Source organism: Paraglaciecola aquimarina (assembly GCF_032464635.1).
GTDB lineage: Bacteria > Pseudomonadota > Gammaproteobacteria > Enterobacterales > Alteromonadaceae > Paraglaciecola > Paraglaciecola aquimarina.
In genome coordinates, this window is record NZ_JAWDIO010000002.1 from 4,325,645 (window position 1) to 4,340,971 (window position 15,327).

Annotated in this window: 12 protein-coding genes and 4 pseudogenes; all 16 read right to left on the reverse strand. The window is 38.0% G+C overall.

Annotated features, from left to right (window positions below; genetic code table 11):
* Window positions 1–40 precede the first annotated feature (40 nt).
* A complete protein-coding gene (locus RS130_RS21425) occupies window positions 41–1,231 on the reverse strand; it encodes an oligosaccharide flippase family protein (protein ID WP_316027617.1) in 1,191 nt (396 codons plus the stop codon).
* A 91-nt stretch (window positions 1,232–1,322) separates the two neighbouring features.
* The gene (locus RS130_RS21430) at window positions 1,323–1,883 is read right to left on the reverse strand and encodes an acyltransferase (protein WP_316027618.1); all 561 of its coding nucleotides are present in this window, start codon (window positions 1,881–1,883) and stop codon (window positions 1,323–1,325) included.
* A 143-nt stretch (window positions 1,884–2,026) separates the two neighbouring features.
* On the reverse strand, window positions 2,027–2,599 hold the full coding sequence (locus tag RS130_RS21435) for a HisA/HisF-related TIM barrel protein (protein ID WP_316027619.1): 573 nt from the start codon (window positions 2,597–2,599) through the stop codon (window positions 2,027–2,029).
* Between the two features lie 50 nt (window positions 2,600–2,649).
* Complete coding sequence (locus tag RS130_RS21440) at window positions 2,650–2,904, reverse strand: glutamine amidotransferase-related protein (protein ID WP_316027620.1); 255 nt, start codon at window positions 2,902–2,904, stop codon at window positions 2,650–2,652.
* Window positions 2,888–3,262, reverse strand: a complete 375-nt coding sequence (gene hisH, locus RS130_RS21445; RefSeq protein WP_316027621.1) for an imidazole glycerol phosphate synthase subunit HisH — start codon at window positions 3,260–3,262, stop codon at window positions 2,888–2,890. Before hisH ends, RS130_RS21440 begins: the two co-directional genes overlap by 17 nt.
* Window positions 3,259–4,374 (reverse strand): annotated as a pseudogene (locus tag RS130_RS21450) (N-acetyl sugar amidotransferase); the annotation flags it as partial. The gene hisH and the pseudogene RS130_RS21450, both read right to left, overlap by 4 nt.
* Before the next feature lie 44 nt (window positions 4,375–4,418).
* Entirely contained in the window at window positions 4,419–5,879 is a 1,461-nt protein-coding gene (locus RS130_RS21455) for an oxidoreductase (protein ID WP_316027622.1), read from the reverse strand.
* Entirely contained in the window at window positions 5,876–6,841 is a 966-nt protein-coding gene (locus tag RS130_RS21460) for a Gfo/Idh/MocA family protein (protein ID WP_316028118.1), read from the reverse strand. The genes RS130_RS21455 and RS130_RS21460 overlap by 4 nt, the downstream gene beginning before the upstream one ends.
* A gap of 17 nt (window positions 6,842–6,858) precedes the next feature.
* Window positions 6,859–7,908 carry a nucleotidyltransferase family protein gene (locus RS130_RS21465; protein ID WP_316027623.1) on the reverse strand — a complete coding sequence of 350 codons (1,050 nt, stop codon included), beginning with the start codon at window positions 7,906–7,908 and terminating at the stop codon, window positions 6,859–6,861.
* Window positions 7,905–8,546, reverse strand: coding sequence for an acetyltransferase (locus RS130_RS21470; protein ID WP_316027624.1), 642 nt, complete (start codon window positions 8,544–8,546; stop codon window positions 7,905–7,907). Before RS130_RS21470 ends, RS130_RS21465 begins: the two co-directional genes overlap by 4 nt.
* Window positions 8,539–9,612 carry an N-acetylneuraminate synthase gene (gene neuB, locus RS130_RS21475; protein WP_316027625.1) on the reverse strand — a complete coding sequence of 358 codons (1,074 nt, stop codon included), beginning with the start codon at window positions 9,610–9,612 and terminating at the stop codon, window positions 8,539–8,541. The genes RS130_RS21470 and neuB overlap by 8 nt, the downstream gene beginning before the upstream one ends.
* A pseudogene (gene neuC / locus RS130_RS21485) lies at window positions 9,609–10,767 on the reverse strand (UDP-N-acetylglucosamine 2-epimerase). The gene neuB and the pseudogene neuC overlap by 4 nt, the downstream one beginning before the upstream one ends.
* 9 nt (window positions 10,768–10,776) lie before the next feature.
* Window positions 10,777–11,928, reverse strand: a complete 1,152-nt coding sequence (locus RS130_RS21490) for a LegC family aminotransferase (RefSeq protein WP_316027628.1) — start codon at window positions 11,926–11,928, stop codon at window positions 10,777–10,779.
* Between the two features lie 11 nt (window positions 11,929–11,939).
* A pseudogene (locus RS130_RS21495) lies at window positions 11,940–13,129 on the reverse strand (UDP-N-acetylglucosamine 4,6-dehydratase).
* Between the two features lie 57 nt (window positions 13,130–13,186).
* Window positions 13,187–14,154 (reverse strand): annotated as a pseudogene (gene fcl / locus RS130_RS21500) (GDP-L-fucose synthase).
* 2 nt (window positions 14,155–14,156) lie between these two features.
* A complete protein-coding gene (gmd, locus tag RS130_RS21505; protein WP_316028119.1) occupies window positions 14,157–15,302 on the reverse strand; it encodes a GDP-mannose 4,6-dehydratase in 1,146 nt (381 codons plus the stop codon).
* Window positions 15,303–15,327: the final 25 nt, after the last annotated feature.

Genomic DNA, 15,327 nt, shown 5'->3' on the forward strand with positions numbered 1-15,327 from the left:
CAGGTACTCAAACAAAAGTTTAAATGGTTTTAGTTAAACATCAGTTGTGCGCAATAGACTTGGAAGTAGTTATCGCTAGAAACAATAAAAAAACGTTCGACACTACCGTAGCGTAAGGTAACGCCCACAAACCAAATATTGAAAGCACAAAAAGCAAAATTAAGTACAAAATCATGGATGATACGCTTATCATTGCCAGAATTTTTGTTTTACCAAAATATGAAATATACGAAGAGTAAACGAAATACAACGCATTAATTGAAAACGCCAAAATAAAAGGTTGTACGTATATACCTACATTGGGATAATCTTTACCTAATAAAAATTCGTAAATATCACTCGGAATACAAAGCGATATTCCATAAGGTATTAACCCCAACCCACCATAAGTGACAACCTTTTGATTAATGAATTTTAATGTTAGACCTGATTGTAATTTCGAAAAATATATCGGCTCCACAGCTCTATATATTACAAAACTAATAATAAAAACTATTGATGCTATTTGATAGCCTATAGCGTATTCGCCTAACTCTAAAAGAGAAAACCTATCTTCAATAAAAACCCTATCAAACTGCCCTTTAAAAAAGGAAGCCAAATTATTTGCAAGTAACGGAGTACTAAACGTTATCAAATAGACAAACGCTAACTTGTACTGCCTTACACTATAACTAAATAACTTTCTGCGAAGTCCAAGAACGCAAATTATTGCAACAATTGCATTAGAAATTATTAAGGCATACATTCTACCACCAGCAGACGCATGAAAGTTCTCCAAAATAATAAGAGTAAATAGCACAGATAAAATGCTAGTCACAATTTGAATTACCACATATTGATTGGGTTTTTTATTTGCTTGCCTTACAGTTAGTTCAATTTTAACTAGAGTCTGCGTAGCAGTACAAAGACTCACTATCAGCATAAACTCACTTTCCAAAACCAAACTTATTAAACACAAACCTACAGTAACAGATATACTGTAAAAATAACCTACGCCTACTAAAACGTCTAAAGAGCGTCGTCCATAAAAATACGCATACCTAATAATTGCGGCGTCTTGGGCGTAAGAAACGATTATGATAAGCAGTGAAATCCATGCTTGATATAAAGCTAGTTCACCATACCCTTCAGCACCGAGCTTACGGCTAAGATAGGGCATCAATACAAAAGGGAGTGCCCTAGCAATAAATTCGCCAAGCATGTACACCGAGGTACTTCTAAATATTTTCACTAAGACTCACATGAACTTTGATAAAAGAAAAACACTACCAAGGCTAAAACAGTTAACCGTTGACAAGAAAAAAACAATTTAATTAAACTTCTTACCTGTTATCGCAATGGTCATTAATTTTTCTAATTATCTTTGCAGGACTGCCAACAGCGACACAAAAATCAGGGATAGATTTTGTCACTATACTCCCAGCCCCCACAACAGAATTTTTCCCTACAGTAACACCCGGCAATATAATTGAATTTGCACCAATCCAAGCCCCCTCTCTTACGAGGATGCCTTCTGATGGATAGTACCCTTGCTCTATTAAAGGTATATCAACTCGATCAAATTTATGGTTATTTACATAAAAATGAACTCCTGCGCCCATCATAACGTTGTCTTCAATAATAATTTCGGCAAACTCATCGGCAAATAACATGGTGTTTGGCCTAACGATAACATTGCAACCTAAAGAGATATTTGAACAATGGACCGCATATGCTCCAGCTCGAAAATCTGCAGTTTCATGAAATTGCTTAAACTTACTTTTGCAAAATTGAAGCATTCTTGACTTAAAGTGAAGTCGCCAATGGGTAAAAGGTATATCGGGACCGATACGATCCGTACCTTTACAAAACAAATATTTGTCATATATTTCTTTAATTAACACATTGCCACCTTGCCAAATTCGCATTATTTTCTAGCATGAACTGTCTAGCGTTAGGCAAGCCATTACCAATAAAGTTAAACAAATTCGCTGTTACAACAGCCGAAACCCCTCTTTGCCTTAACCCATCAAGTAAATGCTCTTCATTACCAGCCCCCCATAATTAAGAGTGGAACAGTTACGGATTTTTCGTATTTTTGTAGTGTTGAAAGGTCGTAGCCAAAACCTGTACCATCTTGGTCTATTGAATTAAGAACGATCTCTCCTACTCCTAATCTACTAAGATATTGTAAGTATTCCCCCATACCTAAAGGAATTGCTAGTGTTCCATCTTTAATATAAATGACGGGAATATCTTTTTCTAATCGATAATCTACAGAAGCAACTAAACTCTGTGACCCATAGCGATTAACAATTTCCTTAGCTAGCTCTGGATTCTCGTATAAGGGAGTATTTAAAATCACTTTGTCGGCACCACTTTTAAATAGTAACTCCGCATCTTCTATTTTACGAATTCCACCACCAGCCGCTACTGGAATAAATACATCATCGACCAGGCGTGTAACCACTTTTGCAAACTCTTCAATATTCTTCTCTGTTTTAGTTGCATTAAAAACAACTAATTCATCTAACGAAAAAGAGATTTTTTGAAATTTATAGTTTTTTTCCAACCAATCAATATTACCAACACGCTGCAATCGAAAATTTCGACTTTGCATAAAATAGCCATTGCTGTATATCAACCCAAAAATCAGTCTGTTTCTCAACATCAAAATAACTCAATAAAATTTTTTAGCAGATTAAGTCCATTGGTTTGACTTAACTCTGGATGAAATTGAACTCCAGCAATATTACTGACCTCATAACTAGCAATAAACTCATCACCATACAAACATGGAGTAATACCTATATTAGACCTAGATAGCATCCTAAAGCTATGGGTAAAATAATAATCTGGTGTACCCGTTATATTTTTATAAAGTCGACTACTTTCAAACGGGCGAACCTTAGTTGTACCCAACATGAGGAACAGTCAGTTTATCCACATCAAAAGCTTCAACAACTCCATCAACTAATCCTAGTCCCGTATTTAAACCACTCTCAGTACTAGACATTCCCATAAGCTGCATTCCAAGACAAATACCTAATATCGGTTTCTCATCTCCCAAGACTACATCTTGAAGTTTAGCTGTAAGCTCCAACTCCTTAATTTTACTCATAGCCCTAGCATAGTTACCCACCCCAGGCAAGATTAGTTTGTCAGCGCGATGTAAGACATCAGCGTCGTTAGACAACAAAATGTCATCATAGCCCAAGTAATGCAGAGCACTTGTAACGGACTTAATATTTCCCATTCCATAGTCGACAATTACTAACTTCATATTTCGAAATCTTCACCAACGGTAAATTTAGGTTCCCAAATACCTTCTACTTTTTCAAACAAATCAGTATTTGCATACTTATCTAGTACTGCGTCAAATTCCTCTTTACTCATTTCGTAATAATCTAAATACAAATCAATAAAGTCATGAGGGTATTGATTATCATAAGCCATAACTAAATTGAGAGCCTGCTCTCTTGTCATTGCACCGCGTCGTATTTCAATGCCTGCATCTTGCGTTGCCCGACCAAAACCAAATTTTAGATACATTAAGTAAGCATGAAGAGAATACAAAGCCTGATCATTCTGTGAGAAGTTTGTAAAAGTACCTGCGGTACCTTCTTCCTTTTCTTTTAAACCACAGTGTTCTTTAGCCACGACATAGTTGCGGTAAGAATCCCAAGCTTCAAAATAAGACCAATGGGTAAAGGCTAGCTTGGATTCAGATACTTGCTCATCACTAGGAAAGTTCCAAAAAGCTAGGTCACCTTCTTTCACATCTTCTTGTTTAAGCACCTGTTCAAATACTTTATCGTATCCCCCTTCAAAATAAACACGTTTCATATAAGCTATGTCATACAAAGGGTTGTTCTTACTCTCTGTTGAGCCCCCATATTCCACTTCACCGTCTTCTCCATAAAAGATGAGAGGTATACCAAAATTCATTGCCGTTTGAATAACAGCAGTTTTGATGGCTATTAGCCAACCATAATACGGGAACCCCTTTTCAATAAATCCTAACTTATTGAGTTTCTGCATAATCTTAGCGTCAGGTGAAATATGAATATGGTTAAACCCAGATGCTATGAAATTTGACAGATTTTCATCACCAAGATCTAAGCTTAACGCTGGTCTTATGGTAACCGCCAACGGGTTCATTCCATATTTATGTTTTAGCGTGTAAGCAACATAAGAACCGTCTTTTCCACCACTTACAGGCACAATACAATCAAACCCTTTGCCGTTAGAAGATCGGTACTTATTTAGTAATACATCAAGCTCTTTTTGTCTTGATGTCCAATCAAGCTGTTTTTTCTCTTCTTTCCAATTACAAGCATTGCAACTACCGTTTTCATCAAATGAAATACGAGGCCTCGTCGACATGTTAAGACAGGTAGAACACCAAAAATTTTCTTCATAATATTATCCAAATAAATTTATAAACTAAAACCATCATCAACGATGATATTTTGCCCAGTAACAAACCTTGCCTCTGGCGAAAGTAAAAACATAATTGAGCCGATAACGTCATTTACATCGAGCATCCCTTCTCCGTTCGTTAATGATTTATAAGCCTGCAAAAATGAGTCTGGCTGACTATCAAAAATCCCGCCAGAGCTCACACTATTAATTCTAAACAAACTATTGTTCACATATTTAATCGTGTACTTTGTTAAGTGAAGTATGGCTGATTTAATCGCAGCGTATTCTACCGGCATTGTCATATGGGTGTTTTCGTACACTTCAAACTTAGGCGCAATCACTCCATATATTGATGAGATATTTACCAATGAGAAAGAATGCCCATTTTCTGAGAAGTACTTTGCACACTGTTGAGTAAATAAAAATGCACTACCTAAATGAAGTGCTAGATTTTCGTTAAAGTCGGCGGTTTTCACATCAAAAAAGTGTGCACCATATGCTTTATTTCTAGGATAAGTACAATTGACTGCGCCAGTGATTTTTTCACAGCTTTCAAAGAATGCAATGACTTCATTTTCAACTGTAATATCAAAAGAGTGGCAACTAATATTAGAGTCATTTATATCAACCCCTGCCCCGATTAGTCGAGACTTTAAATTATCAATACCGATATCAGCCGCAATAACTCTTGCGCCTTGAGATAAGGCATGCTTTGTAACTTGGCTTCCTAACAGACCTCCTGCACCCGCAACTAAGATGCACTCACCGCCTAATAAATGTTTCACTTTTGCATCTCCAGTCACTATGGCTTCTGCTAACAAAAAATCGTAAATATCATCAATATCAACAGCTCTATTTTTCGGTATTACTACACTAGTAACTTTTCCGGAAAACAAACTATTGTTTGAACGTATGAAATTTGGCGTACTTGTATACACAACAGTAGTAATATCAAACACATCAGGCGCATCTTGCCTTCTTGTAACCGTACCTTTTGGCTTAATAACTAGCTCACAACTTTCATCATCTAAAAGTTTAACCATGTTAAAATACGGGCTTCTTGAAGCTGGAGTAACTGATATACAAAAGTCAGCTGCACTACTTTCCAACTTAACAATTGAACTCTCTACATCTTCAACGCTCCGAAGAGGACTAGTAGCAGGCAAACTAACAAAATATTGAAACGAGCCATAATTATGTTCAACCCAATTAATGGCGTGCACCCAAGAAAGCCACTCCGGGCTAGTGTCGCTAGCAAGCTCATCGGGGCGCTCAATAATAACAGCCCCCGCTTGTCTAGCAACTTCAGCTATGGCTGTATCATCAGTAGAAACAAAAACCTCATCAATCGATGGGCAATTTTTCGCAACTTCGATTGAATAGTTAATTAATGGTTTTCCTGCTAAAGGTTTTATGTTTTTACCTAGCAAGCCTTTTGAACCACCCCGCGCGAACACGAATGCAAAATTTTTCATTTCACTTCTCGACTTTTGTTGGATTGCAGCTTTATTTGCTCTATAAGGTGAACTGTATTTTCAGCCTCAATAAATGGGATACACGTATGAGGCTTGTTATTTATCATTTGAATAAAATCACTTATCATCTCCAAATACATGTTGTTTCTGTCCCATTTATCATCGTCAAATAACACCGAACATTCGGTAGCCGTAATCAACGTTAGCTTATTTAGCAGCAAGTCCCATTCAATACGCCCTTTACTACCAATAAAACTACATTTTCTATATGCCTTACGCTGTAAAAAGTCTAAATGTATGGTTGCCACGGCATTTGCCTCAGTTAATGCTAGGACGTCAGCCATATCTTCTACATTCAAAGCTAGCTCTTCTGAAGTTCGTAATATTGCACATTGAATCTCTAATGGTCCTAACAACCACTGTGCATAATCTAGTTCGTGGCTGAGCTCATATAAAGCGCCACCCCCTAGTGCCTTTTGCGCTGAAACACTGTCTTTATAATCTTTATTCGGACGCCAATCTGGTAAATATTGACCTATCTCTATATTGGCATTATAAAGCGAACCAATTAAGCCTTCACCTAATAACGCTTTTAACTTTTTAGCAGAGGGTAAATATCGCAAGCAATACCCTATCGAAACGGGCGTTTTATGTAACACCATCGCATGCTTAATAGCTCTTGCGTCCTCTACTGAGGTTGTCACTGGTTTTTCAATTAACGTAGGGATACCAGCTTCAATCAAAGGTATTGCATGCTGAGCATGGTAAGGGGCTGGTGATGCCACAATCACTAATTCAACTTCAGCTTGAATTAGTTCATCGATGGAGGTTACGAGACGGTCACAATCAGAAATATTTTCATTAGGGACACGTCCACTTGCAGACATTGCCAACAACTCTACTGTAGTAAACATTAGTTTCAAATTATGACGGTGACGGGCAGCAATATTACCTAAACCGATTACGGCAACTTTTTCAACTAATTCATTCCCAGAGTTTTGATGTCAATTTGTGCACGATTAAAATCATCTAATCGCCCAATATCTAACCAATACTCGTGAAACGGAAATATAAGCACTTTTCCATCTAGATATCGTTCTAAAAGTGTCGGCATATCAACCACTTCGTTATTATTAACCTGCTCTATTATTTTTCGACTAATGACATATATTCCAGCATTAACATGAAAACGCTGCGTTGGTTTCTCTACCATACTCTTTATTTGATAGCCGTCGCTTTCAATCACACCAAATGGCACTTTATATTCATATTCCCGAACGCACATAGTGGCATCTGCGTCATGTTTATTATGAAACGCAAGTAAAGCCTCTAAATCAACTTTAGTCAGCACATCACCATTCATTAAAATAATTGGAAGGTCGGGTAGGTCCTTAGGTAACAAGCCTAATGCCCCGCCCGTTCCAAGAGGCGACTCCTCATGTACATAGTTTATCGATACTCCCCACTTGGAGCCATCACCAAAATAATCTTTAATCATATCTGGTAAGTAATGGGTAGAAATATAAAAATTATGAAATCCTGATTTTATGAAACTCAACAGTACCGTTTCTAAAATAGGTTTATCACCCACTTTTAATAATGGCTTAGGGCAACTATCGGTTAACGGTTTTAGCCTAGTTCCAAAGCCTCCCGCCATTAAAAAAACTGGATTACTATAAACGTTCTTGTGTAACGCCTTGTGCAATGTTTCTAGCCCTACCACTACCCCGCGCTCAACGAGAGGAATAGATGATAACTCTTTCACTTCCATTAACTTTAAAAGCTCGCCTCTAGGCGTATTATATGGAGCGGTCGTAGGAGATTTATACATGATTTCAAACACTTGGAGTGACAAAGGCTTCTCTTGTATTAAAGCCCTGCGAATATCGCCGTCTGTCACTGTGCCTAAAAGTCTATTACTTTCGTCAACCACAAGCGCCAACTGCAAAGCTTCACTATCAATAACCTTCAAAGCCTGTTGAATTGTTGAATTTGGAGCAATTAATATATTTTTCCAATTATGACTCATTTTATAACCTTTCTTACTGCTCTAGCGGGGTAACAAATTGTACGCGGTTCTACATCACTAGTAATTATTGCCCCTGCGCCAATAACAACATCCCTTTCTATATTAATGTTCTGAATAACAGATGCGCCTGTTCCAACGTGAACAGACTCTCTTGTGTGTACTTGGCCACTCAGAGTGGCGCCTGGCGCAATATGGTTGTTACGGCCAATTATACAACCATGCTCAATAATAGCTCCAGAATTGATAATAGAATTAGCCCCGATAAGGGCATCTGTTTGTATTATTGCACCAGGTAAAACTTGTACGCCTTCTTCTAAATTTGCATATAACGAAATGATACTATTATCAGACACAACCGTTTCAAATTCGTACCCTATCGCCTTAAATTTACTGAAGATAATCGCCCTTAAATCATTTTTGGGCATGGGACCAATACCATTAACTAATTTGATTGAACTTTTGTCAAACTCGAAAACATCTTCGTCTTTAAGAAAGACATTTATCCCTTCAAAAACGTTACTCTCAGCAACAGCCTGCGGGCTCACAATACCAACTATTTCTCGTTTTTGCTGACGTAAAATATCGATCAATACGCTCGCATGTCCACCACCACCAATTATGAGCAGTGACTTAGACAAGAATCACCTCTCCTTCATCATGATCTTGCGGCGATGTTTTACCTACCAATTCCCAAAAAAGATAAGGGCTTGCGCCGTTACCTGGACGTTTAATGGTTAAATTTTCAGGACTATATTTTTCGCCTGCTTTAATAGGCTTTAGCGCAACCAAGCTTTTTCTTGCCACTGACTTATTTTTGACTTCAGACGGCCTTGGACCTTTTACGCCATCACCCAACGCTTTTTCTACTGAACGAATAGCAGAAACCATGTTTGACAATTCTCTAGGATCTAATGATGCTTTATGATCTGGCCCTTCCATTTGTTTATCTAACGTAAAGTGCTTTTCTATAATTTTAGCTCCACGGGCCACTGCTGCAATAGGAATTGTAATTCCTTCGCTATGATCCGAATAACCTACAGGCAGTCTAAAAGCTGACTCTATGCTGTCCATTGCTATTAAATTAATATCCGTCATTGGCGCAGGATATTCAGTTGTACAATGCAAAATAGTCACTTTACTTTTTAAAGCCCGTTGCCCTTCTTCAGAAAAATAAGCTTCTCTGAAAGCCTCGATACTAGGTTGAGCATTTTTATTCGCAGTATATCCAAAGGCGATCACGCCAAGTGCATCTTCTATTTCAGCTAAAGAAGCCATTCCAGTTGACACAATAAGATCGCAACCAGTTTGCGCATGCTCTAAAACCAAAGGTGCGTTAGTTATTTCACCCGATGGTATTTTTAATCGAGTGATACCTAAATCATTGACTAGAAAGTCTAAACTTTCACTATCAAAAGCTGTCGATAGAAACTCGATACCTAGTTTTGAACAATATCTTATAAGACGGTGATGCATTTCATAACTCAATTCTAGTCGACTGAGCATAGCCAATTGAGATTCTGTTTTCTTGGTATTCGCGATCTGATAGTCAGCTTGCTCGGCTCCAGCTGTTACTAATTTAGAGGCTTTAAATGTTTGAAATTTGACAATATCTGCACCTGCCGCATACGCTGCATCAACTAACTTGAATGCAAACTCTTCACTACCATTATGATTCACGCCTGCTTCAGCAATAATTAACGTCATTTATCCCCCTTTATTTCCAAATCATAAAAAGATTTAAAAATGTTCCCTTTATATTCTTTCAACATCTTAATGATCTGACCACTGGCATCCCCGCTACCATAGGGGTTCACTATAGCCTCATTGTTAGTTTTATACGCTTGACTGATGCCATCTTGAATTGCAGCTACAATATCATTTCTATTAGCAGAACAATGGATAACACTTTTAGCTGCTAGCCGGCCTCTTTGTCTCATACCTATATTTACCGTTGCTACATCAAACGAAGAGAACCTCAATTATGCCACTAGAAGAGTTGCCAACCACTGCCGCTGCGTATTTAACTGCACTTAAGTATCTTATTTGCCCTAGAGATTTAATCGCTAACACACGCTTAGGATATTTATCCGCATACGATTCTAACAAAGGTATGATTCTGCGCCCCCCATCATCGGCATTGGGGTAAGTTAGAATAATTTGATGTTCAGAGAACTCATCTAAAGCCTCTAGTAACGCATTAAAGGAACGTTCAGGATCTTCTTCGGCCAATGTAACCGGATGATAAGTCACTAAGAGGTAAGGTTTTATTATAGGGAAATTAAGAGACTCCCCTAATTCTTGAATAGTCATTAATTGGCTTCTAGTTAAATGATCTAAACCAATTGCGCCAACCTTTTTAACTCGTTCAGGCGCTTCACCCAACTGAATAACTCTATTTCGATATTCGCTAGTAGAGGTACAGTGAATATGGCTTAACTTACTTATGGCATGACGAATGGCATCGTCATAAGCCCCTTCAGTAATTTCACCGCCGTGCAAATGTACAATTGGAATACGCAAAACCATGGCAGTTTGTGCAACGGCTAAAGCCTCAAATCGATCACCTAATATAACTAACATATCAGGCTTTAACCTGCTTAGTGCATCAGCAAAACCTAAAACCCCAAGCCCTATGCTCTTTGCAACACCAACCGCAGTATCAGATGATAATACAATTTCTATTTTTTCATCTATAGTGAACCCATCTTGCTCGATTTGCTGATACGTACAACCAAACTCTGGCGATAAATGGGTACCAGTTACCAAAAGTTGCAATTTTAGTTCTTCGTCTGCCTGTATATCTTTCAATAGCCAGTATAGAAGACCATACTCAGCTCTAGTTCCTGTGAAAACTGCAATTTTCGCATTTTATGCTCTCAAACTAAGGGGCGAACTAGGTATATTAACTAAGCATGATTCTAGCCACTCTGAAATAGGAAGCGCCCCATGTTTAGCATGTTGAAACATTGGCAATCTATGCATAAGTTGCCAAATAGGTCGGGTCATCACACCTTGAGCATTGGTTTCTTTAATAAATGTTTCACGTACCTCACTATTAGGGCAAATAATAGCATTCAACCAATAGTTGGATGTGGCATAATCAGGCTCTTTAAAATAACTAAAATCAGTATTTTTAAAGAAGTCCATATAACGTAGAGCCAAGTCTCTTTTCTGTTGCAAAAATTTTGGTAATACTTCCATTTGAGCACAACCAAGCGCAGCATTTAAATTTGGCAAACGATAGTTAAAGCCAGCTTCATCATGATAAAACTCGTAAGGGTGAGGAACTTTAGCAGTGGTCGTAATATGCTTAGTGCGCATACCCATTTCGGCATTTTTGCATAAAACCATGCCGCCGCCGCCAGTAGTAATAACTTTATTGCCATTGAAGCTAATCGCACTGAAATCGCCAAAAGTACCTGTATGCTGTTTTTTATAAAACGAACCTAAACTCTCAGCGGCATCTTCTACTAAAGTGATATTCCATTTGGCACAAACCTGTATTAATTCATCTAATTCAACAGGGTGGCCAAAGGTATGCATAGGCACTACAGCTCGATAAACCTTACCTGTATTAATATCTTCACATAATCCATCAACATTTAAACGCGCATTTTCTTCAAGGTAAAGATCTAATGCTTGGGGGCACAACCCTAGGCTAATCTTAGATACATCAACAAATACAGGTTCGGCCCCCATATGATAAAGAGCATTACAAGTAGCAACAAATGTTAGCGCTTGAGTAATCACTAAATCACCAGATTTGACACCTGCCATATAAAGGGCTGTATGCAAAGCGGCTGTTCCATTGACAGTTGCTATAGCTTTTGCACTACCAGTGAAATCCTCAATCTGCTGCTCAAATTTATCAACATATTTTCCTACACTCGAAACAAATGTGCTGTCGAGAGTACTATTAACATATTTCTTTTCATTTCCTCTAAAACTAGGAGAATGAAGAGGAATAAACTCTTTAGTCTGATATATATCTTGAACAAATTTAACTAACTTATTATGCATTTCCATTCCAATTACATTTTACTGTCGAGATATTTACCCGTTTCTTTATGTCCAAAATCAGGGAGCATTTTAAAAAATAACTCAACAATATTACTCTTACTCCAAGCTCTATCATTCTTAAGCTTAGCAATGGTTTCTTCAAATTCTGCCACTAACTTTGGATCAAATAGCGCATCGTTTTTGATCACGCCTAAATTTGCAAATTTTTCCATATCCAAAGTTTCTTTATCGGTGAAAAATTCTTCGAAATCCTTTTCACCAGTTGTATCACTATCGGTAAATAAACATGGCCACTTACCTTGCTCGGGTAAGGAATCGGCTAATTCTCTAGCCTCATCTTCTGAGGCGCATAAATAAGGTTCATAACCTAAGCTCTCCAAGTACTTAACCGCTATATCTGCAAATGTAATTAAATGCAGCGACTCACTTAATTTAGGAAAAAGATATCTCTATTTTCACCAAATAGGCAGGACATCAAACACAGCTCGCCGGATTCTTGTGGAGTAACAAAATATCGCTTAATATCGCGAGGGGCGACTATAGGTTGGCGCTTTTGAATACGCTGGTTGAAACCATGTAATAAAGAGCCATCAGAAAACGCCACGTTTGCAAAACGAGCAGTAGAAATAGCAATATCCGCACTACGGCGCATTAGAAACATTTCCATAATACGTTTTGAAGCCCCCATCATATTGACTGGGTTTGCAGCTTTATCTGTAGACACACAAAAGTATTTTTTACTGCCATTTAAGGCTGCTTGTTTCATGGTTTTTTCAGTGTTAAATATATTTACATCAATCATGCGCATTAATGTAAAGGGATCTTTTTCACTGCGTACATGTTTTAGCGCAGATAAGTTCAGTACATAGTCGTATTGACCATCAGCCTTGATAAACGCATCATATTCAATAGAACCAATATCCAAGGCAAAAGTTTGAAAATCACCATTGATATAGCCAAAAGAACTTCGAATATCTCGAACTAATTCAACCATGTTGTTTTCGCTGATATCAACAACATGTAATTTTTTAGGATTACGTTTGAATATCTCTTTAGTTACCGCTTGGCCGATTGAACCAGCACCACCTAAAACTAGAAAAGATGAAGTCGATACTATTTCTCTAATCTGTAATTCATTTTTTTCGATATCAGTCGTAAATAATTCTTTTTCTCGACCGATCAAAGATAGAGTAGAGGCCATAGTTATATTCCTTGATGATTAATATTAACAAGTATTGAAAATAGTAGGTATACAGTACTACCCACGAAATTTATCCTGATTATCCAAGAACCATTTATATGCCATTGCCAAACCATCATTTAGAGAAATGCTAGACTTCCAGCCTAACGACTCAAGTCTATCAACTTTCATTAATTTACGTGGTGCACCATCAGGTTTGGAGCTATCAAACTCTATACTGCCACTAAATCCAGTTACTTTAGCCACAGTTTCGACAAGCTCACGAATAGTACAATCTACGCCCGTACCCACATTAATATGACTTAACATAGGTTCAGTATTTTCATCATATGTAGTTTTATCTAAATTCATAACATGGATAGATGCCGCAGCCATGTCATCAACATATAAAAACTCACGCATAGGCTTGCCACTCCCCAAGCCACGACTTTTGAATCACCTTTAAGTTTTGCTTCGTGAAAGCGTCTTAGCAGAGCTGGGATTACATGCGAGTTTTGCGGATGAAAATTATCTTGAGGTCCATATAAGTTTGTAGGCATAACACTACGATAATCGCGACCATATTGGCGGTTATAAGACTCGCATAACTTAATACCTGCAATTTTAGCCAAAGCGTAAGGCTCATTAGTAGGCTCTAACGTACCAGTCAGTAAAGACTGCTCACCCATTGGTTGCTCGGCTAATTTAGGGTAAATACAAGAAGACCCCAAAAATAATAAATGTTGAATATCCGCCAAATGAGCCGCATGAATAATGTTACATTGGATCATCAGATTTTCATAAATGAAATCAGCTGGGTAGGTGTTATTAGCTACAATACCTCCCACTTTAGCTGCCGCTAAATAAACCTGGTGAATATCTTCCGTTTGAAAAAAGTTGCTAACCGCTTGTTGATTAGTTAAATCTAACTCTTTACGTGTACGGGTAATAATTTCACAATCACCTCGTTGTTCTAATTGACGGACTATAGCCGAACCAACCATGCCGTTATGCCCGGCCACAAAGACTTTACTTTTAATTACCATTATTACGCATTCTCAACCGAGACAGCCACATCAAAACCATGTTCTTTTAGCAAAGCATGCTGTTTAGCTTTTCTTAAGTCATTGGTTACCATTTCACTACACATTTCTTCCACGGTAATTTGAGGAACCCAGCCCAACTTTTCTTTTGCCTTTGAAGGGTCTCCGAGAAGAGTTTCAACCTCTGCAGGACGGAAGTAACGTGAATCCACTTTAACAATAACGTCACCGACTTTTAGTGATGGAGCGTTATTTCCGGTAATGGATTTTACTTTGGCGACTTCATCAATCCCTTTCCCTATAAACTCGAGCTCAATACCTATTTCCTTTGCAGATAACCGTACAAATTCACGCACACTAATTTGCTTACCTGTGGCAATAACAAAATCATCTGCTTGTTCTTGTTGTAACATCATCCATTGCATTCGAACGTAGTCTTTTGCATGTCCCCAATCACGCAAGGCATCCATATTTCCAAGGTATAAGCATGGCTCTAAACCTTGAGAGATGTTTGCAAGCGCTCGGGTAATTTTACGCGTAACAAATGTTTCTCCACGGCGAGGAGACTCATGATTGAACAAAATTCCGTTACATGCGTACATGCCATAAGACTCACGATAATTAACCACTATCCAGTAAGCGTACATTTTAGCCACTGCGTATGGAGAGCGAGGGTGAAAGGGTGTAGTTTCTTTTTGTGGAATTTCTTGTACTTCGCCATAAAGCTCAGAAGTTGAAGCCTGATAGAATTTAGTCGTTTTTTCTAACCCTAAAAACCGAATCGCCTCTAATAAACGTAAAGTTCCCATCGCATCAACATCAGCGGTATACTCAGGACATTCAAATGATACGGCCACATGAGATTGAGCCCCTAGATTATAGACTTCATCCGGTTGCACATCTTTTATAATGCGCGTTAAGTTAGATGAGTCAGTTAAATCTCCGTAGTGAAGGAAAAAACTCTGATTACTTTCGTGACTATCTTGATATATATGATCAACGCGCTCCGTGTTTAAAGAAGATGAGCGCCGCTTAATACCATGGACTTCATAGCCTTTTTCCAATAGCAATTCCGCAAGGTATGAACCATCCTGCCCAGTTATGCCAGTAATTAAAGCAACTTTTTGCTTGTCATCATCAAATTCCTTAATACAATTTTTAAATTATTCTTTAGTA

Coding starts and splice junctions, on each gene's coding strand:
- RS130_RS21435 (WP_316027619.1), bottom strand. CDS start 2,599: ATGCAAAGTCGAAATTTTCGATTGCAGCGTGTTGGTAATATTGATTGG.
- RS130_RS21440 (WP_316027620.1), bottom strand. CDS start 2,904: ATGTTGGGTACAACTAAGGTTCGCCCGTTTGAAAGTAGTCGACTTTAT.
- hisH (WP_316027621.1), bottom strand. CDS start 3,262: ATGAAGTTAGTAATTGTCGACTATGGAATGGGAAATATTAAGTCCGTT.
- RS130_RS21455 (WP_316027622.1), bottom strand. CDS start 5,879: ATGAAAAATTTTGCATTCGTGTTCGCGCGGGGTGGTTCAAAAGGCTTG.
- RS130_RS21465 (WP_316027623.1), bottom strand. CDS start 7,908: ATGAGTCATAATTGGAAAAATATATTAATTGCTCCAAATTCAACAATT.
- neuB (WP_316027625.1), bottom strand. CDS start 9,612: ATGACGTTAATTATTGCTGAAGCAGGCGTGAATCATAATGGTAGTGAA.
- RS130_RS21490 (WP_316027628.1), bottom strand. CDS start 11,928: ATGCATAATAAGTTAGTTAAATTTGTTCAAGATATATATCAGACTAAA.